Source organism: Janthinobacterium sp. LS2A, from assembly GCF_036543145.1.
Classification (GTDB): domain Bacteria; phylum Pseudomonadota; class Gammaproteobacteria; order Burkholderiales; family Burkholderiaceae_D; genus Janthinobacterium; species Janthinobacterium aestuarii.
Window position 1 is genome coordinate 310,062 of record NZ_JAZHPB010000006.1, and the last position, 24,331, is coordinate 334,392.

The window sequence follows — 24,331 nt, forward strand, 5'->3', positions numbered from 1 at the left end:
CGTAATCCGACAATTGCCCTTACACTCAATCCGGTACTTCAAAGAAAAACAACTGCACCAGCCGCCCATTCTCCGGCGTGTCGCCAAACACATTACTGATCGAGTGGAAATAGTGTCCCTTGTACACGATCAGGCGGTTGTGGCGCATCGGCACTTCCAGCAGCGCTTGCCAACTGTCGCGCTGTTCCTGCAAGTCATTGAATTTCTGCACTTTACTGTTCGGCAGCCAGCGTTTCTGGAAATCCTTGAAGCTGGCGTAGCCGCCCGCTTTCACGTCCGCCTCGGGTAATCGCCGGTACCAGCCGCTGGGCTGGTGGCGCCAGAAGGTGGTGCCGCCCTGGCACTGCTCGGGCGGGTTCAGGTACAGCACGCCCGCATAGAAATTGAAATTATTGCCCGTCTCGTTGTCCACGTGGATATCGGTGCGCGCCATGGCGTCCGCATAGCTGAGGCGGTAGGAACCGTTGTCGGGTGAAATGAAACGGATGGGGCGGCCCAGCGCCGTGGCGATGCGCTCCATGATGGCCTGGCTGGGCTGGCCCGCCGTCTGGCTGCCTGGATAGTTTTGCCCCGCATAGCGCTGCTGCTCGAACGGCAACGCCAGTGCTTGCACGCGCCAGGCGGCGGGATCGGGCAGGAAATCGTCGAGGATGTGCAGGTCCGTTTCGCGCAGGAAATCGTGCAAGCTTGCCGGCACGTCGGGCGCCGTCAGCCGTTCCGTGTTTTCCGTGCCAGGGCTGGCAAAGCCGATGCGGCACGTTTGCGCCAGTGGCGCATGCAGCGCCAGGCCTTGCGCGTAGCGTTCCAACGCCAGTTCCTGCTGTCCCGTGCGGTAGTACAGTTCGGCCAGTCCCTGCAGTGTTTGCCAGCGCTGCGGACGCAGGGCGTGAGCCCGTTCCAGTTCGGCGATGGTCTCCATCAGCCGCTGTTTTCCCATCAGCAATTCCGCATGGCTGATGGCGAAATCATGTTCGTGCGGCGCCAGCCGCGCCGCCGTGGCGTAGCTAGCCAGCGCCGCCTCGCTGTCCGTGCCGCGCAGCACGTTGCCGAGGTTGTAATGGAACAGGGCATTGTCCGGCTGCTGCTTGAGCGACAGTTTCAGCAAACCCAGGCCGATGGCGCCCTGGCCCAGCTCCAGCATCGCCAGGCCCTGGAAATGCTGTGCTTCGGCCAGGGCCGGGTTCAGTTTATACGCGGCCTGGTAGGCGTTGATCGCTTCGATCAGCTTGCCTTGCTGCTGCAGCCCTTGCCCGTTTGCCAGATGTTGTTCCGCCAGTGTCTGTTCGCCCATATGTCCCGATCCCGATCCCGATGCAATGTGGCGAACAGTGTAACCGAGCCCGTTCTACCGTGCCTGGCTGACGGGAATTTCTTCCCCATTCAGCTTGATCGCCACCTTGACGATCTGCGCCTTGACCTGGTTGCTGGCCATGTCCGCTTCCTGGGCGTAGGCATACACGACGATGGCGAAATCCTTGTAGCCGCTGCGCGCAGCTTCGATCTTGCGCGCCGCATCCTGGTCCACTTTCAGCAGCGAATAACCGTCGCCATTCGTGAACGCCAGCTTGTAGTCGCCGTTGTCGTACATGTAGTAATAGGTGCCCGCGTCGGCGAACTTGGCGGGGAAGGCGGCCTTGTCCATGGCGTACGGCGACAGCGCGCCTTGGCCATTGATCTGGTAGCGCAGGTAGCGCTTCGCCTTGGCCTCATTGACCTTGGCGTCGATCTGCGGTTTCAGGGCGTCGAGCACTTCCTGCTTGCGGAAGGCGTCGTTGCTGCCCGCATATTCGCGCGAAATGCGCTGTGCCACGGCCGCATAGTCGGGCGGCACGCCGGACAGGGCGAGGTAGCTGTACATCAGCTGGTGGCCGCTCGTGATGTCGACATAGCTGGACGTTGGCGTGGCAGCGTCCGCTTGCGGCAGGCTGGCGGCGGCTGCCTTCACTTGCGCCTTGGCGGCCATGTCGGCGACATTCGCGGCGACGGGAGCGGAGGCGGCCGGTGTGACGGTCTCTGTTTTACCGCAGGCGGACAGCAGGACGGCGATGGCGAGCAGGGCTGGGAGGGTACGTTGCATGATATTTCCTTCAATGAATGTGTAAGAGGTGGCTTAGCCGATGGTTTTACGTTTGTATTCGCCGACGCCGTAAGCGGCCAGGACGATGGAAGAGGCCAGCACCAGGTAAAAACCGATGCCGAACGAGAGTCCTTGCCACACTTGCCCCAGCATTTCGCTGGCCATCTGCTCGGCCATGCGGGCCGCGCGGGTGCCCATGATGCCGCCCATGGCGCTGCCCGCGTCGCTGACGGCGCCCTTGATCTTGATGAACAGCAAGCTGCTGTGGATGACGATGAACAGCAGCGGGGCGCACTTGCCCAGCGCCGCTTTCGGATGGCGGCTAACCATGGTGGCGCAGCATCCGGCAATGGCCAGCAGGAAGAAAAATTGTGCCGACGTAAAACCGCCGCCGCCATCGCGGGCAAAGCTTTCCAGGCTGTCGGCGGACAAACCCAGCAACTGCCAGTAGGTGCGCGAGACGGAAGCGAACAAACGGATGCCGATGGTGTTGAAGATAAAGGCGCCGGCGATCAGGACACCGAGGCTGGCCAGCACCTTGATGCCCAGGGCGGACACGGCCTGGCCCCACAGCTGCTGGCCCTTGTCGCGCGCCAGTTTCGCCGCGCCGGCCATTTCTTCCTGCGCCAGTTGCTGTGTCGCTACGGCGCTGACGGTGGCGAGGCTGCCGGCCTCATCGAAGCGCACGTCGACGACGGCGTTGATGGCGGGCGCCACGTCCGAGCGCCAGTGCGTGGCCACGTCGAACGCATGTTGAATGCCGGCCACGCTGACGGAACCTTGTCCGCTCGGTTGGTAGGCGAGGATGCGGCCGCGCTGGCCGGTGGTGGTGAATGGTTGCATGAGATTTCCCTGGTCACTGTCATGCTCTATTGCATGTACCCACGGATAACGGGGGCAGTTCAGGGAAATCTAAAATTATTTTGAATTATTTTTTGGCGGCTGCATCATGTCCTTGGCGGCGCCTTGGTAATCCTTCATCAAACCCATGAAAGCATCCTGCAAATGCCGGGCCGCATCCTGCGGCGGCGCGCCCGTGCGGCGGGCCAGGTCGAATTTATACGCATGGGCGGGGCTGTAGCCAGCTTGCGAGGCGGCGTCCAGCAGCACGCCGGCCCGCTTCAGCGAAGCGGGGTCGCCCTTGACCATCAGCAATTCCGCCAGATAGGTCTGGGCGATGGGAAAGTCTTTCGCGGCCGCTTTTTCCAGCCACTGCATGCCCGCCTTCGGCTGTTTTATTCCAGCGTCGCCGCCGCCGATGCCATAGCCGAGGGCAGTCAGCGCCACCAGGTCGCCGCCCCGTGCGCGCTTTTCCAGTTGCTGGCGGGGAAATGGACGGGCCGCGATCTGCATGCGGATTTCATAGTTGATGTCTTGCAGTACATTGCCTGGCCACACCTTGGCGCCCGGAGCGGCCGGCTTTTCCACCGTTGGGGCAGGTGCGCGCACGCCGCCCTGGCCTTGCGTACTGGCCAGCACGCCCGGCGCGGCCTGGCTGACGCCCTTGCCGCTACCCATGTTCAGCACCAGGCGCGCCGACGTTTCGCCGAACGATACGCGGGGTTTTTGCACGTCGTGCGTCATGGCGGCAACCCTGGCCGCCACTTGCGAAAACACGTCGCTCATCGGCAAACCGGGTGCGTTGAGCGCGTCGAGCAGGGCGCTCGTGTACGGGCTGTTGCGCGAATCGGGCGACCAGAAATCGCGCGCCAGGGCGCCCGGGCCCGCCGAATAGGCGATCACCACGCCGCGTGGCGCGGCCGTATCGGCAAAGCCGTGGCTGGCCGCATTGCCGACGCCGGGAATCGCCACGGCGCCGCCGCGCGTATATTCCTGGCGGCAAGCGTCGAGGATCAGCACGGCGCCGCGCGCGCCCGTGCGCTGCAAATCACCGGCCAGGCTGGAAACGGACACGCCCTGCGCGGCGATGGCGGCCGCGCTCAATGCATTCATGTTGGCGCCCAGCGGCAACACATAATTGGCTTCGCCCGCCTGCGCGCCGTGGCCCGCGTAAAACACGAGGGCGATATCGGCGCCGCGCGCCTGCGTGGAAAACTCGGCCGAGGCCTTTTGCAGCTGTTGCGCATTGATGTCCGTGCGCAACAGCACGTCAAAGCCCAGGCGGCGCAGGCGCTCGGCCATGGCGCGCGCATCGTTCACGGGATTCAATAGAGGCTGTGGATAGGCCGCATTGCCGATCACCAGGGCGATGCGCTTGCCGGGGCCGCTGGCGGCATTGCCCACGGCCGCCTGCACGACGTTACCGCAGAGTAAAAAGATGAGGCTCAAAAACAGGGGAATCAGGCGATGCATCGGCGTCTCGGGAATTGTCGTGAAAGTAACAAAAGTTAGCGATTTTTACTGTGATATGAGAAAATTGCTTAAATGCATTTTACCTTACTGACAAGTTTCTCTTGTCTGGCCAGCGCACGGTGCGCATCGTCGCCGGCCAGTGGCGCGTGCCGCCCAACACACGATCGGACCGGCTTTGCAATCGGAACAATTTGAACGGATTCATGCTTTCTGGACCCGCCGCCAGCAGCTGACACAAGGCGAACTCGGCGAGTTTTACCAGCGCGTCATCGCCGCGCTGACGCCGTGCCGTCCGCGCGAGGCGGCGTCGCTGGGCGACTCGCTGGCCGATCTGCGCCACCAGTTCTTCATTGAAAAAGTCCTGCACGGCGACAGCGACGCGGTCCCCCACCACATTGGCGCCCTGTTTTTGTACTTCAAGCGCTTCATCATCGACCAGTTGCGCAAGCAGCGCGATGACGAAGATGCCGATGCGCAAGAAGGCTGCGAGCTGCGCGCGCCCGATGCGTATGCCGAACCGCTGCGCGATTACCAGCTCACGCCGCAGCAAGTGCGCGACGCGGCCGACGTGTTCATCACCACCTTGCCCGACGATTTGATCTTGCTGCTGCGCCATTGCGGCTGCGGTGGCATGCCCGTCAAGGAACTGGCCGAACAGATCGCTTCCGCGCACTACCACGGCGGAAAATTAGGCCTGGTGCACAGGCAGAAGGGCGAGGCCAATAGCGCGGGGCGCCAGATCGTCGAGCCGGCCCACCGCGCCACCTTGCTGGGCAGCTGGGTCTTGAACCTGCTCAAGCTGCGCGTGGGGGACGCCCTGGCCGCGCGCGATATGCAGGCGGCGCAAATAGTTTTGGATATTTTGTGCGTGGCCGCGTTATCCCTGCACATGGACCCCGCGTCCACCCACCCGAACCCTGATGAAAGGCCATCGGCATGACTGCATTGACGCCCTCGCTGGCCATCGTTGCCGCGCGCCTGCCGTCGCCTCCATCTTCCGCCGAATTGCTGGACGCGGACGTGGCGGGCACTACCCCCGATTGGCGCGGCATTGCCGTGCCGGAACACCTGCTGCAACGTTTTGCGCGCCGCAGCGACGCGGCGCCGCTGGCCGCGCGGCCCATCGCCGGCGGGCAGATTCATCTGCTGGCGCGCCTTCCCGGCTTTGGCGCCGTGCTGCTCGACGCCTGGGACAGCACGCGGCAGCGCTGGCGCGGCTGGCTCGTCACGCCGGACACGGCGTATGCCGATGCCTGCGGCCTCGTGGTCGAGGAGCGCGACGCGCCCGCCGACCCGCGCGCAGGCCTGGTGCTGTGCGACATGCCTGTGACGTTGGCCGTGACGGACCTGGGCGCCTGCCTGGGCGTGTTCAGCCAGGAGCGCTTGCAGGCGGCGCGCTGGCTGGAGCTGCATGGCCGCGCGAATGGCGTCACCGCGGCGCCCGGCGTGATCGCCCGCGTGGCCTTGCCCGGCGATGATTACGCCTTGACCGGCACACCGCTGTCGAGCGAGCTGGGCAAGGATGGCCGCGTGGCCTACCGGCAACTGCTGCGCCAGGGCTTGCAGCAATTGCAGATCGCTTTGGCCGATGCCGCCGCGCCACAGATGAAGACGCCGGTGCGGGCGGCCAATGCCAACCGCTGGCTGAAGATCGTCACGGCCGTGGCCGCCAGCGTAATGGTGGTGCAATCGGCGTGGCTGTTCCTGCCGAAAGAGGGCGCCGTCGTCGGCAATGCGGAATTCCGCAGCGGCGGCAGCGGCGTCGAGACGGGCGTGCGCACGCGCGTGCTGTTCCGCGCCGAGGCAACAGAGGCGGAAATCCGCACCTGGCTGCAGCGCGAGCAGCTGGAAATCGTCGCGGGACCGGACACCCTGGGCGCCTTCACCGTGCTGTCGCGCAACCGTCAGAAAGTCTTGCCGCCGCCAGGCCCGGGCAATCCGCTGGCCGTCATCAATCCCTGATTCAGAAATAAGAGAAAGTTATCAAGCATGACAACGTATAAGAACTTTGCATCCGCGCACTGGCGCAAATTGATCGCCGGCGTGGCTGCCGGCGTCCTGTTGACGGGCTGCGCCATGACGCCGAACGGCCGTGGCGGCGTGTTGATGGGCCTCGATACGGCTGAGCTGTTCGGCACGCCGATTTCCACCTTCCGCCTGCGCGACGGCACGGAAGGGACCTTGCGCAAGGACCCGCAGGGCAAGTATTCGATCAAGCTGTCGCAGGCGTTTCGTGTCGTGCCGCTGGCCAACGCCATCACGGCCCGCGTGGCGCGCGTGGAAAACGTGGGCGAGCGCACTGTGGTGATCGTGGAAACGCAGGAACGCGGCTGTGCCTACCGCTATGAAGTGCTGGCTTTCCAGGGCACGGACGTGCTGCAGTGGACGGTCGGCAATTGCAAGGACCGCCCCCGCGTGGACGTGGCGGCCGATGGCAAATCGCTCAATATCGACTTCCCCAACTACAACCGCCTGTCGCGCATGATCTACACGGACAACCGCCTGCTCAACGCCAGCGTGGCCGTGCCGCCCGGCGTCGATACGCGCGCCCAGCCGTTTGCCGACGACGCTTTGCGCGGCACGGGTCCTGCCATCGCCACCACGCCCGGCAGCGACAGCGGGCGCGTGATCCCGGCGCCGCCGGCGGCCGCTCCGGCTCCCGTTGCCACGCCGAAAACGGGCAGCCGCGCCAGCGCCAAGCCGCGCCGCCAGGAGCCAGCAGCCAGGGCGGCAACGTCCGCCGTCCTCAGCCAGCCTGCACCGCGTGCCGCGGCGGCTGCCCCGGCGGCGCCGATGATCTTCCAGGCCGAAGAGATCAAGCCCGTCGTCATCGATTTGAGGAAATAAGATGGCCGCGAGTTTGCGCAGTCTGCAGATCCGGCAGACCTTGATCCTGATCGTCCTGACGATCATGTATTTGTGCTTCGAGCTGGGCTTCAATGCCCGTTTGCTCGACGTGGTGGGCGGCGACGTCAAGCCGCAGGACGTGGAAGGCGTGGAATTCTATGGCCGCAGCCTGTCGGGCATCGCCGCCGCGCTGGTGGTGCTGCAGCTGATGTGGCGCCGCCGCCTGAAGAACAATGGCAGCGGCCCCAGCTGGAAAAAGATCGTCTTTTGCTGTGTTGCCACGGCGGCGGTCGTGTTCGGCATTTTGAAAACCACGGTCACCGTGCTGGTCGAAACGCGCGATGCGCAATTTCGCCGCCTGGCCTTCAACACCACCCTGATGCAGCGCTCGCTGGTCGGCGGCAGCCTGCAATTACAGGGCCTGGTCGATGACGCCACCCTGTTTGCCAAGCCCGAAGGCAAGGCCTTCCTCGCGCTGTTCCCCTTCCTGGCCGTCTCGGTGGGCCACCTCGATGAGCGCATGGAGCCGGCCAAGGAACAGTTGATCAATTTTAATGTCCGCAAGATCGCCGGCGGCGCGGCCGGTTACTATGACAAGTATCAGAAGGCGATTGGCGAAGTGCACGACAAGTGGAAACTGTATTCGGGCATCATTCCCGATGATGATGCGGGCTTGCGCCAGCAGCAGGAAACGGCGTGGAACGATTACCGGCAAAGCCTGTCGCGCCACGGCTGGCAGCCGCATTCCGTGCCGGCGCGGCGCAAGGCGGCCGTTGTCAACAATGTGCGCAAAAAGGTGCCCGTGTCGGCCAACTGGCACCCTGCCGACCAATTGAGCTTCCGCGCCGCCGTCAAGCGCCGCTATGCGTCGGAAGCGGCCAGCAAGGGCTTGCATATCAAGGGCGACCGCATTCCGCCGGGCTTGTCCTTCGCCGCCTTCGTCGCGCGCCCCGGCATCCAGGCCGTGCTGCGCGACGGGCCGGACGGCGGCGATGGCAGCGAAGCGAGCAAGGGCTTGCGTTTGCCCAAGGGCGCCGTGGTGCAGGACGCGTATGCGAGCCCGGCCGAGTTCAGCCGTCTGTTCGACCAGTTCGCCGCGCGCCAGACGGCGGAAAAGCTCGTGGAATACCGCGCCAGCCGCAACGATTTCGAAGTGGGCGGCAAGTACTTTGAAGAGGGCAAGGAAGCGGCGCGCGCGGCCATCGTGCCGCCCGTCGCCCTGTTCTTCTCCTTGCTGGGCGCCATCGGCCACTTCTCGAAATTGCTGTACCTGGTCGCCACGGTGGGCTTGCTGGTGCTGGCGGCGCGCCGCGGCGAGCAGGCGGGCGCCGATGGCCAGCTGAGCCGCCGTTCCGCCTGGATCGCCACGGGCGTGCTGGCTGGCGCCTTCCTCGGAACCTGGGGTATCTTTACCCTCTCGGACAATAATGTCACGAAGAGCGAGCTGTTCCGCCAGATGCTGGACTGGAACCGCCAAGCCGCCGACGACAGCACGCGCTGGCAAATCGCCGGCAAGGGCTTGCTGGCCAATATCACGCACGTCGTGGCGGTGGGGCAGGGCTACAGCTACCCCGTCAACGAAGCGATCCGCATCCACGTTTTGCAGGGAATTCACTATGGCTATCATCCGGGACAAAAATAAGGCGGCCGCGCTGGCCTTGCTGCTTTCCATGGCCAGCACGGCTGTCCAGGCCGACTGCCTGGGCATGAAGGTGCACGCCCACCGTGGCGCCGGCAATGCGCCGGAAAACTCGCTGAGCGCGCTGCGCAACACGTATTTCGGCACCTGGGACGGCGTCGAGACGGATTTGCAGCTGCTCGGCGATGGCAACTGGGTGGTGCACCACGACCTGTTGACGGGCAGAGTCGTCGACACGGGTTCGCCCCGCACCGTGAAACAATTGACGGCCGACGACTGGCGCGCCGCCAGCATGAAGAACCGTGGCGTGGCCACGCCGGAAACGCCGCCGTTCGTCAGCGATGTCGCCGACCTGGCCACGGCGTTCCCAAGTAAAACCCTGAACGCGGAAATCAAGGATGTCGTGTCGTCGTGCGCACCGATCGCCACCCTGGTGGGGCAGTTGCGTGCGAACATCAAGCACGGCAACTGGTTCTTGACGTCGGGCGTGCCGAACAACCTCGCGTGCGCGCGCCGCGCCGATCCGCAGGGCTACCTGGGCTTGCTCGTGTTTGACGCGCGCAATGCGCAGGCGGCCGGTACCAACCGGGTCAGCCGCTATATCGCGAAAAATGCCCGCCCGCCCAAGCTCGACAAGCCGTGGCTGCAGCGCGTGCAGCAGCAGATCGGCATGCCCACGGGTGTGCACGTGGATGCGCGCAGCCTGGACGCCAATCCGAATTTGCTCAGCGATGCCGCCAGCCTGAGCATGCCCGTCTTCGTCTACGCCGTCGATGGCGACTCGGCCCTGGCCGCCTCGCTGTTGCGCGCGCAGCAGCGCAGCCACCGCTGGCCCAGCGGCGTCATCCTTGACGGCAATCCCGAGACGTTTTGCGCGATGATGCAGTAATTTCTTCCCGATCTGCGATACGGCGGTTTTGCCGTGCAGCAGAATGCCTTGCAGCCCCAGAAATAGCTTTTCCAACGGCCCGTACAGGGCCGCTTTTTGCTCATTTTTTGCGCACCGCAGCATCGATAATGTTTGCATCGCGCGCGCGACTGGCTTATAAATGTAATCGATTACATTTTGTTGAAAAGCGCCATGCCTGCAGCCCTTCCATCACCTTTGCCGACAGAAACCGTCTCCATCAGCGCCGTCGCCGCGCATGCGGGCGTGTCGGTGGCCACCGTCTCGCGCGTGATGAACGAGCAGGCGGGAGTGCGGGCGCCCACGCGCGACAAGGTGCTCGCTTCCGTGGCCGCGCTCGGTTACCGCATGAATCACCTGGCACGCAGCCTGCGCACGGCCGAGAGCCGCATGCTGCTCACCATGGTGCCCGACGTGGGTAATCCGTTCTATGCGCAGATCGTGCGCGGCATCGATACGGTGGCGCGCGAACACGGCTACTTCGTGCTGCTGTGCGACACGGGCGCCGACGCGGGCCGCGAGCGCTCCTACTTCGACTTGCTGCGCATGCACCGCGCCGATGGCGCCATCTGCCTCGATCCGGACACGGTGCAGCATGCCCTGTCGCATGAATCCGTCAGCCTGCCCTGGGTGGCGTGCTGCGAGTTCGACCCCGCCGTGGCCGTGCCCTATGTCGGCATCGACAACCACCGCGCCGCGTCCGACGCCGTCGCGCATCTGCTGTCACGCGGCCATACGCGCATCGGCCTGATCAATTCGGATGAGCGCTATCTGTACGCGCGGCAACGCCAGCAAGGCTATCTGGACGCTCTGGCGGCGGCCTGCTTGCCCGTGCAGCCGCAGTGGGTGCACACGGTGCAAAGCCTCGATTACGAAGCGGGCACGGCTGCCACTTTGCGGATGATGGCGCAGCCCGATGCACCGACGGCCATCTTTGCCGTGTCCGACACCCTGGCCATTGGCGTGCTGAGCGCACTGCGGCAGCTGGGCAAGCGCGTGCCGCAAGACGTGGCCGTCATCGGCTTCGACGATATCGCCATCGCCGCGCAGATCGCCCCGGGCTTGACCACGATTGCCCAGCCGATGCGCGAACTGGGCGAGACGGCGGCGCGATTATTGCTGCAGCGTTTGGCGGACCCGGCGGCCAGTGTGCCTGGTGTGCTGCTGCAACACCAATTAATTCTGCGAGGGAGTGCATAGTGAGCGTTGCCGTCGGTTTCGAGGGGGTCTGCAAAGATTTCGGCCCCGTGCGTGTCTTGCATGGCGTCAGTTTCAGCCTGTCGCCGGGGCGCGTGTATGGCTTGCTCGGCGAAAATGGCGCCGGCAAGTCGACCCTGATGAAAATCCTCGCCGGCTACGAGGCTGTCAGCGAAGGCCAGCTGCTGATCGATGGCCAGCCCCAGCGCTTTGCCAGTTCGCGCGCGGCGGAGAGCGCCGGCATCGTACTGATCCACCAGGAATTCAACCTGGCCGAACACCTGACGGTGGCGCAAAACATGTTCCTCGGCCACGAAAAGACGCGCGGCTGGCTGCTCGACGAGAGCGCCATGAAGGAAGAAGCGTCGCGCTACCTGAAACAGGTGGGCCTGGACGTGTCGCCCGACACGAAAATCCGCGACCTCATCGTCGCCGAGAAGCAGCTGGTGGAAATCGCCAAGGCCCTGTCGCGCCGCGCCCGCTTCCTGATCATGGATGAACCGACGGCCACCCTGACGTCGTCGGAAACGCAGCGTTTGTTTACCGTGATGGCTCAGCTGAAAGCGGATGGCGTGACCATCCTCTACATTTCCCACAAGCTTGATGAAGTCGAGCGCAACACGGACGAGGTCATCGTCATGCGCGACGGGCGTTTCGTCACGCGCGAACCGACGGCCAGCCTCACGCGCCAGCAGATGGCGAACCTGATGGTGGGGCGCGAATTGTCGGACATGTTCCCGGTCAAGGTGGCGCTGGCGCCGGACGCGCCCGTGCTCCTGAAAGTGGAGGGCTTTTGCGTGCCCGGCTGGTCGAAGGATCTGTCGTTCGAGGTGCGCGCCGGTGAAGTACTGGGCTTTGCGGGCCTGGTGGGCGCGGGGCGCACGGAATCGTTCGAGGCCTTGTTGGGCTTGCGTCCGCGCAGCGCGGGCACGATCGAACTCAATGGCCGGCCCGTGGACATCCGCACCCCCAAGCAAGCCATGCAGAACGGCATGACCTACCTGAGCGAAGACCGCAAGGGAAAAGGTCTGCATGTGAACCTGGGCTTGCGCGAAAACCTCACGATGATGACGATGGAGCGCTATGCACGGCCGTGGCTCGATGTGGCCGGTGAAAAAGCGGCGCTGGCCAAGGCCGTCGGGGATTTCAATATCCGCACGGGCGACCTCGACAGCCGCGCGCGCATGCTGTCCGGCGGTAACCAGCAAAAGCTGGCGCTGGCGAAATACCTGCATTCGGACCCGCGTGTCGTCGTGCTCGATGAACCGAGCCGCGGCGTGGACGTGGGCGCCAAGCGCGACATTTACTTTTTGATCCACCGCCTGGCCGCCGAAGGGCGCGCCGTGATCGTGATTTCATCCGAACTGATCGAATTGATTGGCCTGTGCCACCGGGTCGCCGTGATGCGCTCCGGCACCTTGCAAGCCACCCTGTCCGCTGACCACCTGACTGAAGAGGAGTTGATTGCCCATGCAACCGGCACGCACTGATACGAGCGTATCCCCCCTGGCCCAATTTGGCGCGCGCATCAAGGGCTTTGGCCCCGTGTTGGGCCTGTTATCTCTGTGCATCGCGGGCACCTTGCTCAATGGCGACTTCGCCACCCTCGACAACCTGATGAACGTGCTCACGCGCACGGCCTTCATCGGCATCATCGCCGTCGGCATGACCTTCGTGATTATCTCGGGCGGCATCGACTTATCGGTCGGCTCCATGGCGGCCCTGATCGCCGGCTGCATGATCTATTTCATGAATGCGCTGGCGCAAGGCGCGGGCGGCGACCTGGCGCCGATCACCATGCTGGTGCTGGGCATCGCCATGGCCCTGGTCCTGGGCGCCGGATTTGGCCTGATGCATGGCTTGTTGATCAGCAAGGGCAATATCGAACCGTTCATCGTCACTCTGGGGACGCTTGGCATCTTCCGCGCCGTGCTGACGTACTTGGCCGATGGCGGCGCGCTGACCCTGGACGCGACCCTGTCCGAGCTGTACAGCCCCGTCTACTACACGAGCGTGCTGGGCGCGCCGATACCGATCTGGATCTTTTTATTCGTTGCCGCGGCCGGCGCCATCATCCTCAACCGCACGACCTTTGGCCGCCACGTGCAGGCGATTGGTTCCAATGAGCAAGTGGCGCGCTATGCGGCCATCAATGTCGATAGAGTCAAGATCGCCACTTACATGCTGCTGGGCGTCTGCGTGGGCATCGCCACGGTACTGTACGTGCCGCGCCTGGGTTCGGCCACGCCGACGACGGGCTTGCTGTGGGAACTCGAAGCGATCGCCGCCGTCGTCGTCGGCGGCACCGCGCTGAAGGGGGGAGAGGGACGCATCGTCGGCACCGTGATCGGCGCCATCCTCTTGTCCGTGATCAGCAACATCCTGAATTTGACCAGCATCATCAGTGTCTACCTGAATGCCGCAGTGCAAGGCGTGGTGATCATCGCCGTCGCCTTCCTGCAGCGAGGCCGCAAATAAAAACACAGCGGCGTTCTGAAAGGGCAGCCAACGGGCGCCCACAACCTTGGAGGAGAGCAGCATGAAGAGCTTTAGACGGGTAGCAGGGGTAGCAGGGATGGCAGTGCTGGTGATGCAGGCGTGGGCGCTGCCGAGTGCGCAGGCGGCGGAAAAGCTGGTGGTCGGCGTGGCCATCCCCACGGCCACGCACAGCTTTACGTCGGGCATCGTCTGGTGGGCGAACCAGGCCAAGGTGGAACTGGAAAAAGCCCATCCGGGGCTGAAAATCATCGTCAAGACGGCCGCCACGGCGCCCGAGCAGGCGAATCAGTTGCAGGACATGTTGACGGTGAACAAGATCAACACCCTGGTGATCTTCCCCATCGAATCGGCCTCGCTGACGCAGCCCGTCGCCCAAGTGAAAAACAAGGGCGTCTACGTCACCGTGGTCGACCGTGGCTTGACGAACACGCAGTCGCAGGATGCCTACATCGCGGGCGACAACACGGCGTTCGGCAAGCTGCCGGCCGAGTACCTGGCGAAAAGCCTGAATGGCAAGGGCAATATCGTCGTGCTGCGCGGCATGCCGACCACTCTCGACAACGAGCGCTATGATGCCTTCAGCGCCGTGATGAAAGGCCATCCCGACATCAAGGTGCTGGATGCCAAGTATGGCAACTGGAACCGCGACGATGCCTTCAAGGTCATGCAGGATTACTTGACGCGCTTCAAGCAGATCGACGCCGTCTGGGCCGCCGACGACGACATGGCCATCGGCGTGCAGAAAGCCATCGCGCAAGCGAAGCGCACGGACATCAAGCAAGTGTTCGGCGGCGCGGGCGCGAAGGGCGCCGTGAAAAAGATCATGGACGGTTCCGACCCGCTGATCGTGGCCGACGTGTCCTACTCGCCCAAGTTCATGTACGACGCCATCAAGCTGACGACGGAAGCGCGCCTGAAAGGTGATAAATTGCCGGCCAACACGATCATCCCATCGGTGCTGATCACGCGCGAGAACGCCAAGCAATTCTACTTTCCGAACTCGCCTTTTTAAATTCTGGGGTCAGACCCCCTCGCCCGCTAGCAATGACCTGTGCGTTAGCGGCATTGAGGGTCTGACCCCGGCTTTATCCAACAGGACATTGACATGAAAACCATCCAGGGCCCGGCCATTTTCCTGGCCCAGTTTCTCGGCGATGAAGCGCCGTTCGACTCGCTCGAGCACCTGGCGCAATGGGCGGCCGGCCTCGGTTACAAGGGCTTGCAGCTGCCGACGGCGCCGCGTCTGTTCGACCTGGAGCAGGCGGCGGCCAGCCAGCAGTACTGCGACGACGTGGTCGCCCTGCTGGCGCGCCACGGCTTGCAGGTGACGGAATTGTCGACGCATCTGCAGGGCCAGCTGATCGCCGTGCATCCCGCCTACGATGCGCTGTTCGACGGCTTTGCGCCCGAGCATGTGCGTGGCGACTCGGCTGCGCGCACGGCCTGGGCCACGCAGCAACTGCTGTGGGCGGCCACCGCTTCGCAGCGCCTTGGCCTCAAGGCGCACGTGACGTTTTCCGGCGCGCTGGCCTGGCCGTATCTGTACCCGTGGCCGCAGCGGCCCGCCGGCCTGGTGGAGACGGCTTTCGCGGAACTGGCGAAACGCTGGCTGCCCATCCTGGACGCCTTCGACGCCGCCGGCGTCGACCTTTGCTATGAGCTGCATCCGGGCGAGGACTTGCATGACGGCGTGACCTTCGAGCGCTTTCTGGCCGCCGTCAACGACCACCCGCGCGCGTCGATTCTGTATGACCCCAGCCACTTCGTGCTGCAGCAGCTCGATTACCTGGCATTCATCGACATCTATCACGCGCGCATCAAGGCCTTCCATGTAAAAGATGCGGAATTCAGGCCGAACGGGCGCCAGGGCGTGTATGGCGGCTATGCCGACTGGCAAGACCGCGCCGGGCGCTTCCGCTCGCTGGGCGACGGGCAGATCGACTTCAAGGCGATCTTTTCCAAGATGGCGCAATACGATTTCCCGGGCTGGGCCGTGCTGGAGTGGGAATGCTGCCTGAAGCATCCCGAGGACGGGGCGGCCGAAGGGGCGCGTTTCATCCGCGAACACATCATCCACGTGGCCGAGCACGCGTTCGACGATTTCGCGGGCAGCGCTGTTGACCAGGATCAAATTCATCACTTGCTTGGCTTGAAATAAGGAAACGACATGCAGCGACGCTTACGGCTGGGCATGGTAGGGGGCGGGCAGGGCGCTTTCATCGGCGCCGTGCACCGTATCGCGGCGCGCATCGACGACCAGTATGAACTGGTGGCGGGCGCCCTGTCGTCCGACCCGGACCGCGCGCGCGACAGCGGCGCCGCGCTGCATTTGGCGCCCGAACGCTGCTACAGCGATTACCGCGCCATGGCGCAGGCGGAGGCCGCCAGGGCGGACGGCATCGAAGCCGTGGCCATTGTCACGCCCAACCATTTGCATGCACCGGTCGCCATGGCGTTCATGGAAGCGGGCATCCATGTGATCTGCGACAAGCCGCTGGGCATTTCTCTGGCGGAAGGGCAAAAGCTGGCGGCGCTGGCCGAGCAGAAAAATCTGCTGTTTGCGCTTACGCATACCTACAGCGGCTACCCGCTGCTGCGTCATGCGAAAGCCATGGTCGAGGCGGGCGATATCGGCGAACTGCGCCTCGTGCAAGTCGAGTATTCGCAGGATTGGCTGGCCGATGCGATTGCGGCGGGCGGCATGAACGAGGGCAACTGGCATAACGACCCGCAGAAAGCCGGGCCTGGCGGCACCCTGCTCGACGTGGGGCTGCACGCCTACCACCTGGCGCAGTTCGTCAGCGGATTGACGCCGCAGGTCGTGCTGGCGGAACTGTCGACGTTTGTACCGAATCGTACCCTGGACGACCACGTGCAGGTGATGTTGCGCTATGCGAATGGGGCCAAGGGTACGTTGTGGGCCAGCCAGGTAGCGACCGGTTGCGAAAACACGGTGCGTCTGCGCCTGTTCGGCAGCAAGGCGCAGCTCGATTTCGACCAGGAACAACCGAACGAATTGTGGTGTACGCCGCAGGGCGGCAACCGCCAGCTGCTGCGTCCGGGGCGGGTCGACAGCGCCGCCGCGCGCCACGCCACGCGCGTGCCGGCCGGCCATCCGGAAGGGTATCTGGAAGCGTTTGCCCAGCTGTACCTGGATGCTGCCCTGGCCATCCGCGCCCTGCAGGCGGGCGCGCCCGTGCCCAGGGAAGCGAGCTGGCTGCCGACGGTGGCCGATGGCGTGGCGGGCCTGGCCTTTGCCGAAGCCGTGCTGCGCAGCCATGCGGCGGGCGCCAGCTGGACCGCGCTGGCGGACTGGTAAACTGGGCGCATGAGCGCGCCTCCCTTTACCATCACCATCGTCCCGCAAGGCTGGCAATTCCCGGCCGAAGCGGGCACGACCATCCTGGCCGCCGCCGAGCTGGCCGGCATCCGCCTGCTCAGTTCCTGCCGCAATGGCACGTGCCGCACCTGCCTCTGCCACATGCCGGCGGGCCAGGTGCGCTATACGGTGGACTGGCCCGGCATCAGCCCCGATGAACGGCTCGACGGCTACATCCTGCCCTGCGTGGCCGTGGCGGAAAGCGATCTCACGGTGCAGGCGCGGGCTGTGCGCAAGTAAGGCGTCGCCGTGAGTATCTGTTAGATTTTAACAATGTTTCTCATGCTATAACATTCAGTCCAGGTTTCCAGCACACCTCCATTGGGGAGGAAATGAAACCTCAACATGGACATTGCATGCGTACATTACTCCCTTCGTTGTGGCAGGCCGCCGCATTGCCGCTGGCTATCATGACTACCTTGTCCGCCTGTGGCGGCGGTTCCGGCAGTGCCGTTGGCGTGCCGCCCGGCTTGCAGGAAAAACCAGGCATGACCCTGTCGGCAGTGAGCGGCAGTTGTACGGCCCAGCCTGGCGCCACCTGCGATGACATCCGCGTGACCGTGCGCCTGGCCGATGGCGTGACCGATGCGCGTCCCCAGCCGCATGAACAACCGGCCAGCGGCACGGCCAGTGTGCTGCAGATGGCCGACCGCCAGAAGCAGGCCGATGGCAGCTGGCTGCTGACGTTCAAGGCGCTGCCGAGCCTGGCACCGGGTGTGTACACGGGCAAGATCGAGCTGTCCCTGCCTGCCACAGTGGGCCTCTACAAGACGGAAAGCATCGATTACAAGGTCACTGTCGCGCCGCTCGCTGGCAGCATGGGCGCACTGCAGGCCTTGTCCGGCGCGGGCGACTGGGAAGGCGTGAATGGCAATGCCGCGCATACGGGCCTGGTGCCGGTCACCCTCGACAGCGGCCGCTTCACGCGGCGCTGGACCTGGCTGGGCCCCAGTTCCCCGCGCGGTTTCGTCGGCAGTCCCGTGGTGGCTGCCAACGGCCTCGTGTATGTCAGCCAGCAGTCCGCCGCGCCGGTGGAAGGCAGCAGCACCAAATATGTGACCACCTCGACCGTGACGGCGCTCAGCGAGAGCGACAGCCAGGCGCGCTGGACCCAGTCGCTCACGTCGGATGGTTATCTGGGCGCGCCGGCCGTTGCGGGCGGCAAGCTGGCCATGGCCGGCAGCGATACCGTGTATGTCTTCGATGCGCTCGCTGGCGGTGCGCCGCTCGGCGTGCGTCCGCCGAATACGAACGGCGCATTGCTGGGCGTTTCCCTGGCGACGGCGCCCACCTTTTCTGGCGGCAATGTCTACGTGGGCGGCAATAACGATATCAGTGGCATCGATGCGGCGGCGGGCCAGACCCGCTGGTCTGCCAGCCTCGACTTGCCCAAGCTGGGCAACGTCAATGACTGGACCCCTGCCGTCAGTGGGGGCACGGTGTACAGCCATGCGGCAGGGACATTGACGGCGTTCAATATCACCGATGGCACGGCCCGCTTCAGCGTGGCGGTGCCGGGTCAGGTGCTGGGCGGCTTGAACAAGAGCAGCTTGCGCCAGGCGCCCGTGCTGGCCGATGCGGGCAGTGTGCTGGTGCTCAATCAGCGGCCGCCGGCCGGCGAGGTGGCGGATAATAGCCTGAGCCTGGTTGACGTGGATAGCCGCGCCGTGCGCTGGACGGTGCAGGGACAGTTCAGCACGCAGCCGGTGGTGGCGCAGGGCGTCGTGTACGTGGGCAACCAGGCCAGCCGGTCGCTCGAGGCGCGCCAGCTCGGCGATGGTGCGCTCCTGTGGCGCTGGCCCCTCGATACGGCCCTCGATGAGTACTTTGGCGGCGATCTGATCGTCACCGGCAATCTGCTGTTTGTTGGCGGGCGCAACAATACCTATGCGATCGACCTGGCCAGCCGCAAGGCCGTCTGGACCTACCGCATGGGCGGCAGCCTGGCACTGTCGCGCCATGGCGTGCTGTACATCCGCCAGGGCACGGATTTGCCCGGCAGCAGCATGGTCTTGACCGCCATCAACCTGCAGTAGCGGCTTGCCGCGCGGCGACTAGGGCTTGCCCGGGTTTTTCAGCCGCTGCAGCAGCGCATCCACGCTGTCGCTCACGGGCAAGCCGTGGCGGCGCAGCAGCTGCACGTGCAAGACGAGGTTTTCCAGCACCAGCTTGGCCGCCACGGCCAGCAAGGCCAGGTTGCGGTCTTCGGGGCTGAAACTTTCCATGGCGTCGGCCATCTCGCACAGGTGGTTGGCGATCAGTCCGCGCAATTCCTGCTCGTTGAAGGGCAGGTCGGCAAAATCGATGGGATCGGCCACCTCCACTTCCTGCATCAGCACCGCTAGTTCTTCCGGGGTAATCGTCATGCCTGGCCTCCTTGTGTGCTTGCCGCTATTTTAATTGTATTGGCCGCAAAGCGGACTAGAATGAGTCGAGGCCGACGACGTCGAAGGGCAGCATGGCGCATCTGCATTTTACGCAACAACTGGCACGCTACCTCGACGTCCCCACGGTGGACGTCGATGCACCACGTCTGCGCGCCGCCCTCGATGCCGCGTTTGTGCAGCAGCCGCGCCTGCGCGGTTATGTGCTCGACGAGCAGGGCGCCTTGCGCCCGAACGTGGTGATCTTCATCGACGGCGTGCGCTGCCGCGAGCGGCGCGTGCTCGACGACGTCTTGCTGCCCGACAGCCAGGTCTATATCTTGCAAGCACTTTCCGGAGGTTAAGTATGGGACAAGGCATGGTTCAACGCGCGTATCTCGGCACCCGCAAGGGGCTGTTCCAGTTCGATGTCGATGCGGCCGGCGCCTGGCAGCTGGCGCTGGTGCAGTTTGCCGGCGATCCCGTCTCCATGCTGCTGCACGATGGCCGCGATGGCGCCGTGTACGCCGCCCTGAACCTGGGCCACTTCGGCGCCAAGCTGCACCGCCTCGACGCGGGTGCCAGCGCGTGGCAGGAAGTCGCCGTGCCCGCCTATCCCGCCAAGCCAGAGGACAGCACGGATACCGTGGACTGGACTTTGCGGCAGATCTGGTCGCTGGCGGCCGGCGGCCCGGACCAGCCCGGCGTGCTGTGGGCGGGCACCCTGCCTGGCGGCCTGTTCCGCTCAAGCGATCGCGGCGAGAGCTGGCAGCTGGTGGAATCGCTGTGGAACGTGCCGCAGCGGGCGCAGTGGTTTGGCGGCGGCTATGACGTGCCCGGCATCCACAGCATCTGCGTCGACCCGCGCGACAGCAACAAAGTACTGGTTGGCGTGTCCTGCGGCGGCGTGTGGCAAACGCTCGATGGCGGCGCCAGCTGGGCCTTGAGCGCGACGGGCATGCGCGCCGACTACATGCCGCCCGAGCTCGATGAAAACGAAGCCGTGCAAGACCCGCACCGCATCGTGCGCAGCGCCGGCACGCCGGACGCGCTGTGGTGCCAGCACCATAACGGCATCTGGCGCTCGGACGATGCCGGCTGGCACTGGCAGGAAGTGACGACGGCGCCGCTGTCGCATTTCGGCTTTGCCGTGGCCGTGCATCCGCGCGATGGCGGCACGGCCTGGTTCGTGCCGGCGCAGGCGGACGTGCTGCGCATTCCCATCGACGGCGCGCTGGCCGTCACGCGCACGCGCGATGGCGGAAAAACCTTCGAAGTGTTGCGCGATGGACTGCCGCAGCAGCATTGCTACGACCTCATCTACCGCCACGGGCTGGCGCTGGCCGACGACGGGCGCAGTTTATTGATGGCGTCGACGACGGGCGGCGCCTGGTATTCCGGCGATGAGGGCGAACACTGGCAGACGCTGTCTGCCCACTTGCCGCCCGTTTATGCCGTCTGTTTCGCCAAGCCGTAATAGCACAGGAAGATATCGACGGCCAGTTCCGTTATTTCGCGCCGGCGTGCCGGGCCCAGCAGGGGCTCACCCATGGTGATCTGCGGCCAGAAGGCAAAGGTTTTTAAAGGCGACATCAGCAGATGCGCCACTTCCAGGGTTTCGCCCGCCTTGATGCGCCCGTCTTGCTGCGCCGCGCGGATCCAGATATTCAGGCCCGTTTCCTTCTCATTCAGGCGCGTCACCATGGCTTGCGCGCGCTCGGGCGAGTGGACGGTTTCGCCAAAGATCACGCGCGCCAGGTCGATGAAGGCCGGATCGCACAGCAATTCCATTTTCTGCTCGACCAGGGCCAGCACTTGCGGGCGCAGCGGCTGGTCGGCCACATAGGGCACGGCTGGCTGGGACACGCTGCTTTCCCACATGCGCTGCAGGATTTCCGCGAACAACTCGTCCTTGCTGGGGAAATGGTTGTACACGGTGCGCTTGGAAACGGCGGCCGTGGCGGCGATCCTGTCCATGCTGGTCGCATCAAAACCGTGGTCGCGGAACTCGGCGATGGCGGCATCGACGATGGCGACGCGCTTGCGGTCGGTGAGGCGTTGCGGTGCGGCCATGGCTGAAAATCTCCTTTGAAAACAATATTTTACACCTCTTGGTTTACTTTGCCAGAAATAGGAACTACACTGTGTAGTGTAATTTAATCCTTGTTAATTCCTTGCCGGGCCATATATGCACTTGCACCGAGCCGCACGTCGTCTCTTCTTTCTGGGAGTCCTGATCATCATGAGTTCTTGCACCTTGCGCGCCGCGCCTGCCGCGCCCGCTGAATCCCCACAACGCCACGAAGGCAAGTTCCGCAATCCCGTGGAAATGTACAAGCTGGGCACGACAGCGACGCTCAAGCTGCTGTGGACATTTGTCTTTGATAAACCGGACAGCACGGTGCCGGCCGCGGCCGTTCCCGTGCAAGCCTTGACCCGGGCGCAGCTGCTGGCCGCGCCCGACAACAGCCTGTTTCGCCTCGGCCATTCGACCCTGCTGCTGAAACTTAACGGCGAATTCTTTCTCACCGACCCCGTGTTTTCCGAGCGCGCCTCGCCGGTGCAGTGGGCGGGACCGAAACGTTTCCACCAGCCGCCCATCAGCATCGCCGACTTGCCGCCGATCAAGGCCATCATCCTGTCGCACAACCATTACGACCACCTCGACTATGCCGCCGTGCTGCAACTGGCCGCCAAGACCGAACATTTCGTTGCGCCGCTGGGCGTGGGCGATACCCTCGTCGAATGGGGCGTACCGAAGGAAAAGGTGCAGCAGTTCGACTGGTGGCAAGGCACGACGATTGCCGGCGTGAAACTCGTCGCCACGCCGTCGCAGCATTTCTCGGGGCGCGGCCTGTTTGACAGCAATCAAACCCTGTGGGCGTCGTGGGTCATCGACGCTCCGGACGTGCGCGTGTTTTTCAGCGGCGACTCCGGCTATTTCGACGGTTTCAAGCAGATCGGCGACAAGTACGGTCCCTTCGACATGACCATGATCGAGACGGGCGCCTACGACAAGCTGTGGCCGGACGTGCACATGCAGCCGGAACAGACCTTGCAAGCGCACCAGGACTTGCGGGGCAAGTGGCTCATGCCCGTGCACAACGGCACGTTTGACCTGGGGCTGCATGCCTGGCACGAACCGTTCGACCGCATCACGGGGCTGGCGGCCAAGCAGGGCGTGAACCTGGCCACGCCGCAGATGGGCGAAGCGGTCGACCTGGCGCAGCCGAAAAAAGGCGAAAAATGGTGGCTGGCAATGCTGGAAGAAGAGATGGCGCGGTAACGCTGGCTCAGGCCGTCACGTCGATCAGGCGGCCGAGGGTCTGGCCATAGCCGTTCAGCTGGGGCGTGCTTTTCGGTGCGGCCGGGGCCGCTTGTTGCGGCACGGCCACCTTGATCGCCTGGTCCAGCTGCGGTGCCTTGACGGCGGCCGGAGCATCGGCCTGCGCTTGCTGGCTGCTGCGTTGCGTCTGGCTCAGCGATTCCTGTTCCCGCGCCAGCAACTGGCGGCTTTGCGCCAGCTGTTCGCTGTCGCGCCGCACCTGGTTCTGGCCTTGTTCAACCCGGCGCTGCGCCGTGGCCAGCGAGGCTTGCAAGTTGTTGACGGACGTTAGCGATACCACATTGTTCACCTTTGAAAGTATGTCCAGGCGTACAGGGAAGGAAGGGGGCCCGGGCCATGTGTTGCATCAGACGCAACATGCCTGACAGTAACCTTTACCTGAATCAAGAGTAGGACAAATTCTCGCACAGTTCCAGTCAATATGTTTTCTTGATAATGCTATCGCGCGCGCCCTGTGTTGCCGAAACGGCATGCCAAAGGTGAGGCAATGATTGTCGAAGTGAGTACATGCTGTCGCTTGCGAGCATTGTTTCTCTGCCATCGGTGACGCCGTGCCGTAGAGGGGCACAAGTGCTCACATTTAAAACGTTGCTTTTTAGATAGTCAATATATTGTTGTTTTTATACCATGTCTGCGCCCGCTAATGCGCGGCCTGTTTGGCGCTCTGGGCTATAATGGACGGTCAGAGTTGGTTTCTTTTGCCATACAGACAGGTAGTTAACATGAATCTCAAGAGCCTCGCAATTGCCCTCGGCATGTCGAAAACGACAGTCAGCAGGGCGTTGAACGGCTATCCGGAAGTCAATTCCCGCACCCGTGAAATCGTCCTGGCCGCCGCCAAGAAAGTCGGCTACCGGCCCAATCCGCTTGCGCGCAGCCTTGCCGTCGGCCGCACGAATGTGCTCGGCATGATCTATCCCTTGCTGCCCAGCGACCTGGGCGACAGCGTCTTTCTTTCCGTGGTCAATGGCATGTCCGACGCCGTCGAAGCGTCGAAGATGAGTTTGATCATCGCGCCCGTGTCGCCGCAGAACGAACAGCCCTCGTATGAAAACATGGTGCGCGGGCGCCAAGTCGATGGCCTGGTGGTGGGCCGCACCAAGGTGGTCGACGAACGCATCGCCTACCTGACGAAAGTGGGCTTTCCCTTTGTCGCGAATGGCCGCACGCGCATCGACGCGCCGTACGCCTATTTTGACTACGACAACGACACGGGCATCGACCTGGCCGTGTCTTTCCTGGCGGCGCATGGCCACCAGCGCATCGCCCTGCTGAGCGCGCCGCTGGATCTGCATTTTGCGTATGAGCGCAAGGAAAGCTTTATCCGCTGCATGGCGCAAGCGGGCTTGCCGGTCGATCCCGCCTGTCTGCTCGACAATACTTTTGACCGCCGCAGCGGCTACCAGGCCATGCAGCAATTGCTGGCCTGCTCGCCCCGACCCACGGCCGTCATCGTCGACAACCACTTGTCCGGCGTGGGTGTGGTGCGCGCGCTGATGGATGCGGGCATTGAGATCGGCAAGGAAATCTCCGTCATCGTCTGGGGCAATGTGGAAGACACCTTGATCGGCATCAACGTCACCACCATCGACCAGCCCGACCTGCACCGCGCCGGCGCGAAGATGGTCGAAATGCTGGAATCGCTGCTGGCCGGCACGCCGCCGGAACGGCTGCAGGAAATCTGGCAGCCGGTGCTGTTGCCGGGAGCGACGGTGGGGCGCTGCCCCGAATAAAAAAACGCAGAGCCGAGGCTCTGCGTTGTCT

The 24,331-nt window shown here is 64.0% G+C and carries 24 protein-coding genes; 17 read left to right on the forward strand and 7 right to left on the reverse strand.

What is annotated here, in order from left to right; translation table 11 throughout:
* Positions 1 to 25: 25 nt before the first annotated feature.
* The 4 genes from V3C40_RS18920 to V3C40_RS18935 all read right to left on the reverse strand — a co-directional run bounded on the left by V3C40_RS18920 (position 26) and on the right by V3C40_RS18935 (position 4,390).
* On the reverse strand, positions 26 to 1,291 hold the full coding sequence (locus tag V3C40_RS18920; protein ID WP_219328529.1) for a DUF6445 family protein: 1,266 nt from the start codon (positions 1,289 to 1,291) through the stop codon (positions 26 to 28).
* Positions 1,292 to 1,345: 54 nt separating this feature from the next.
* Positions 1,346 to 2,077: a hypothetical protein gene (locus V3C40_RS18925; RefSeq protein WP_331778245.1), complete on the reverse strand. Its 732-nt coding sequence runs from the start codon at positions 2,075 to 2,077 to the stop codon at positions 1,346 to 1,348.
* A 33-nt stretch (positions 2,078 to 2,110) separates the two neighbouring features.
* Positions 2,111 to 2,920: a hypothetical protein gene (locus tag V3C40_RS18930; protein WP_331778246.1), complete on the reverse strand. Its 810-nt coding sequence runs from the start codon at positions 2,918 to 2,920 to the stop codon at positions 2,111 to 2,113.
* 75 nt (positions 2,921 to 2,995) lie between these two features.
* Positions 2,996 to 4,390, reverse strand: coding sequence for a caspase family protein (locus V3C40_RS18935; protein ID WP_331778247.1), 1,395 nt, complete (start codon positions 4,388 to 4,390; stop codon positions 2,996 to 2,998).
* A 175-nt stretch (positions 4,391 to 4,565) separates the two neighbouring features.
* Here V3C40_RS18935 and V3C40_RS18940 point away from each other — a divergent pair, with 175 nt between their 5' ends.
* The 13 genes from V3C40_RS18940 (at position 4,566) to V3C40_RS19000 (ending at position 18,894) form a co-directional block, all read left to right on the forward strand.
* On the forward strand, positions 4,566 to 5,330 hold the full coding sequence (locus tag V3C40_RS18940) for a hypothetical protein (RefSeq protein ID WP_331778248.1): 765 nt from the start codon (positions 4,566 to 4,568) through the stop codon (positions 5,328 to 5,330).
* Positions 5,327 to 6,352: a hypothetical protein gene (locus V3C40_RS18945; RefSeq protein WP_331778249.1), complete on the forward strand. Its 1,026-nt coding sequence runs from the start codon at positions 5,327 to 5,329 to the stop codon at positions 6,350 to 6,352. The genes V3C40_RS18940 and V3C40_RS18945 overlap by 4 nt, the downstream gene beginning before the upstream one ends.
* 27 nt (positions 6,353 to 6,379) lie before the next feature.
* Positions 6,380 to 7,237 (forward strand): hypothetical protein, encoded by an 858-nt coding sequence (locus V3C40_RS18950; RefSeq protein WP_081368314.1) that lies wholly within the window; start codon positions 6,380 to 6,382, stop codon positions 7,235 to 7,237.
* A 1-nt stretch (position 7,238) separates the two neighbouring features.
* Entirely contained in the window at positions 7,239 to 8,879 is a 1,641-nt protein-coding gene (locus V3C40_RS18955) for a hypothetical protein (protein ID WP_331778250.1), read from the forward strand.
* Positions 8,854 to 9,765, forward strand: a complete 912-nt coding sequence (locus V3C40_RS18960) for a glycerophosphodiester phosphodiesterase (protein WP_331778251.1) — start codon at positions 8,854 to 8,856, stop codon at positions 9,763 to 9,765. Before V3C40_RS18955 ends, V3C40_RS18960 begins: the two co-directional genes overlap by 26 nt.
* Before the next feature lie 192 nt (positions 9,766 to 9,957).
* Entirely contained in the window at positions 9,958 to 10,983 is a 1,026-nt protein-coding gene (locus V3C40_RS18965) for a LacI family DNA-binding transcriptional regulator (RefSeq protein ID WP_319992061.1), read from the forward strand.
* Positions 10,983 to 12,470, forward strand: a complete 1,488-nt coding sequence (locus V3C40_RS18970) for a sugar ABC transporter ATP-binding protein (protein ID WP_331778252.1) — start codon at positions 10,983 to 10,985, stop codon at positions 12,468 to 12,470. The genes V3C40_RS18965 and V3C40_RS18970 overlap by 1 nt, the downstream gene beginning before the upstream one ends.
* Positions 12,451 to 13,458, forward strand: a complete 1,008-nt coding sequence (locus tag V3C40_RS18975; RefSeq protein WP_034752947.1) for an ABC transporter permease — start codon at positions 12,451 to 12,453, stop codon at positions 13,456 to 13,458. The genes V3C40_RS18970 and V3C40_RS18975 overlap by 20 nt, the downstream gene beginning before the upstream one ends.
* Before the next feature lie 97 nt (positions 13,459 to 13,555).
* Entirely contained in the window at positions 13,556 to 14,491 is a 936-nt protein-coding gene (locus tag V3C40_RS18980) for a substrate-binding domain-containing protein (protein ID WP_331778297.1), read from the forward strand.
* Positions 14,492 to 14,584: 93 nt separating this feature from the next.
* On the forward strand, positions 14,585 to 15,637 hold the full coding sequence (locus tag V3C40_RS18985; protein ID WP_331778253.1) for a sugar phosphate isomerase/epimerase family protein: 1,053 nt from the start codon (positions 14,585 to 14,587) through the stop codon (positions 15,635 to 15,637).
* A 9-nt stretch (positions 15,638 to 15,646) separates the two neighbouring features.
* Entirely contained in the window at positions 15,647 to 16,798 is a 1,152-nt protein-coding gene (locus V3C40_RS18990) for a Gfo/Idh/MocA family protein (RefSeq protein ID WP_331778254.1), read from the forward strand.
* A gap of 9 nt (positions 16,799 to 16,807) precedes the next feature.
* The gene (locus tag V3C40_RS18995; protein WP_072455873.1) at positions 16,808 to 17,098 is read left to right on the forward strand and encodes a 2Fe-2S iron-sulfur cluster-binding protein; all 291 of its coding nucleotides are present in this window, start codon (positions 16,808 to 16,810) and stop codon (positions 17,096 to 17,098) included.
* Between the two features lie 116 nt (positions 17,099 to 17,214).
* Positions 17,215 to 18,894 (forward strand): outer membrane protein assembly factor BamB family protein, encoded by a 1,680-nt coding sequence (locus tag V3C40_RS19000; protein WP_331778255.1) that lies wholly within the window; start codon positions 17,215 to 17,217, stop codon positions 18,892 to 18,894.
* An 18-nt stretch (positions 18,895 to 18,912) separates the two neighbouring features.
* Here the strand turns inward: V3C40_RS19000 and V3C40_RS19005 are convergent, their stop codons facing one another.
* Positions 18,913 to 19,224 (reverse strand): hypothetical protein, encoded by a 312-nt coding sequence (locus V3C40_RS19005; RefSeq protein WP_034752958.1) that lies wholly within the window; start codon positions 19,222 to 19,224, stop codon positions 18,913 to 18,915.
* A 92-nt stretch (positions 19,225 to 19,316) separates the two neighbouring features.
* Between V3C40_RS19005 and V3C40_RS19010 the strand changes: the two genes are divergently transcribed.
* On the forward strand, positions 19,317 to 19,586 hold the full coding sequence (locus V3C40_RS19010; protein ID WP_331778256.1) for a MoaD/ThiS family protein: 270 nt from the start codon (positions 19,317 to 19,319) through the stop codon (positions 19,584 to 19,586).
* A 14-nt stretch (positions 19,587 to 19,600) separates the two neighbouring features.
* Positions 19,601 to 20,698 (forward strand): WD40/YVTN/BNR-like repeat-containing protein, encoded by a 1,098-nt coding sequence (locus tag V3C40_RS19015; RefSeq protein WP_331778257.1) that lies wholly within the window; start codon positions 19,601 to 19,603, stop codon positions 20,696 to 20,698.
* Here V3C40_RS19015 and V3C40_RS19020 read toward each other — a convergent pair.
* Positions 20,671 to 21,294: a TetR/AcrR family transcriptional regulator gene (locus V3C40_RS19020; RefSeq protein ID WP_128140978.1), complete on the reverse strand. Its 624-nt coding sequence runs from the start codon at positions 21,292 to 21,294 to the stop codon at positions 20,671 to 20,673. The genes V3C40_RS19015 and V3C40_RS19020 overlap by 28 nt on opposite strands.
* A 169-nt stretch (positions 21,295 to 21,463) precedes the next feature.
* Between V3C40_RS19020 and V3C40_RS19025 the strand changes: the two genes are divergently transcribed.
* Complete coding sequence (locus tag V3C40_RS19025) at positions 21,464 to 22,507, forward strand: MBL fold metallo-hydrolase (protein ID WP_072455865.1); 1,044 nt, start codon at positions 21,464 to 21,466, stop codon at positions 22,505 to 22,507.
* 7 nt (positions 22,508 to 22,514) lie between these two features.
* On the opposite strand, the gene V3C40_RS19030 is transcribed toward V3C40_RS19025, so the two are convergent.
* Complete coding sequence (locus V3C40_RS19030; protein ID WP_070304585.1) at positions 22,515 to 22,847, reverse strand: hypothetical protein; 333 nt, start codon at positions 22,845 to 22,847, stop codon at positions 22,515 to 22,517.
* A gap of 442 nt (positions 22,848 to 23,289) precedes the next feature.
* On the opposite strand from V3C40_RS19030, the gene V3C40_RS19035 reads away from it, so the two are divergent.
* Positions 23,290 to 24,300, forward strand: coding sequence for a substrate-binding domain-containing protein (locus V3C40_RS19035; RefSeq protein ID WP_331778258.1), 1,011 nt, complete (start codon positions 23,290 to 23,292; stop codon positions 24,298 to 24,300).
* Positions 24,301 to 24,331 lie beyond the last annotated feature (31 nt).

Bases quoted from the DNA above. Each gene is read 5' to 3' on its own strand.
- V3C40_RS18920 (WP_219328529.1), bottom strand. From the start codon at position 1,291: ATGGGCGAACAGACACTGGCGGAACAACATCTGGCAAACGGGCAAGGG.
- V3C40_RS18925 (WP_331778245.1), bottom strand. From the start codon at position 2,077: ATGCAACGTACCCTCCCAGCCCTGCTCGCCATCGCCGTCCTGCTGTCC.
- V3C40_RS18930 (WP_331778246.1), bottom strand. From the start codon at position 2,920: ATGCAACCATTCACCACCACCGGCCAGCGCGGCCGCATCCTCGCCTAC.
- V3C40_RS18935 (WP_331778247.1), bottom strand. From the start codon at position 4,390: ATGCATCGCCTGATTCCCCTGTTTTTGAGCCTCATCTTTTTACTCTGC.
- V3C40_RS18945 (WP_331778249.1), top strand. From the start codon at position 5,327: ATGACTGCATTGACGCCCTCGCTGGCCATCGTTGCCGCGCGCCTGCCG.
- V3C40_RS18950 (WP_081368314.1), top strand. From the start codon at position 6,380: ATGACAACGTATAAGAACTTTGCATCCGCGCACTGGCGCAAATTGATC.
- V3C40_RS18955 (WP_331778250.1), top strand. From the start codon at position 7,239: ATGGCCGCGAGTTTGCGCAGTCTGCAGATCCGGCAGACCTTGATCCTG.
- V3C40_RS18960 (WP_331778251.1), top strand. From the start codon at position 8,854: ATGGCTATCATCCGGGACAAAAATAAGGCGGCCGCGCTGGCCTTGCTG.
- V3C40_RS18965 (WP_319992061.1), top strand. From the start codon at position 9,958: ATGCCTGCAGCCCTTCCATCACCTTTGCCGACAGAAACCGTCTCCATC.
- V3C40_RS18975 (WP_034752947.1), top strand. From the start codon at position 12,451: ATGCAACCGGCACGCACTGATACGAGCGTATCCCCCCTGGCCCAATTT.
- V3C40_RS18980 (WP_331778297.1), top strand. From the start codon at position 13,556: ATGGCAGTGCTGGTGATGCAGGCGTGGGCGCTGCCGAGTGCGCAGGCG.
- V3C40_RS18985 (WP_331778253.1), top strand. From the start codon at position 14,585: ATGAAAACCATCCAGGGCCCGGCCATTTTCCTGGCCCAGTTTCTCGGC.
- V3C40_RS18990 (WP_331778254.1), top strand. From the start codon at position 15,647: ATGCAGCGACGCTTACGGCTGGGCATGGTAGGGGGCGGGCAGGGCGCT.
- V3C40_RS18995 (WP_072455873.1), top strand. From the start codon at position 16,808: ATGAGCGCGCCTCCCTTTACCATCACCATCGTCCCGCAAGGCTGGCAA.
- V3C40_RS19000 (WP_331778255.1), top strand. From the start codon at position 17,215: ATGCGTACATTACTCCCTTCGTTGTGGCAGGCCGCCGCATTGCCGCTG.
- V3C40_RS19005 (WP_034752958.1), bottom strand. From the start codon at position 19,224: ATGACGATTACCCCGGAAGAACTAGCGGTGCTGATGCAGGAAGTGGAG.
- V3C40_RS19010 (WP_331778256.1), top strand. From the start codon at position 19,317: ATGGCGCATCTGCATTTTACGCAACAACTGGCACGCTACCTCGACGTC.
- V3C40_RS19015 (WP_331778257.1), top strand. From the start codon at position 19,601: ATGGTTCAACGCGCGTATCTCGGCACCCGCAAGGGGCTGTTCCAGTTC.
- V3C40_RS19020 (WP_128140978.1), bottom strand. From the start codon at position 21,294: ATGGCCGCACCGCAACGCCTCACCGACCGCAAGCGCGTCGCCATCGTC.
- V3C40_RS19025 (WP_072455865.1), top strand. From the start codon at position 21,464: ATGAGTTCTTGCACCTTGCGCGCCGCGCCTGCCGCGCCCGCTGAATCC.
- V3C40_RS19035 (WP_331778258.1), top strand. From the start codon at position 23,290: ATGAATCTCAAGAGCCTCGCAATTGCCCTCGGCATGTCGAAAACGACA.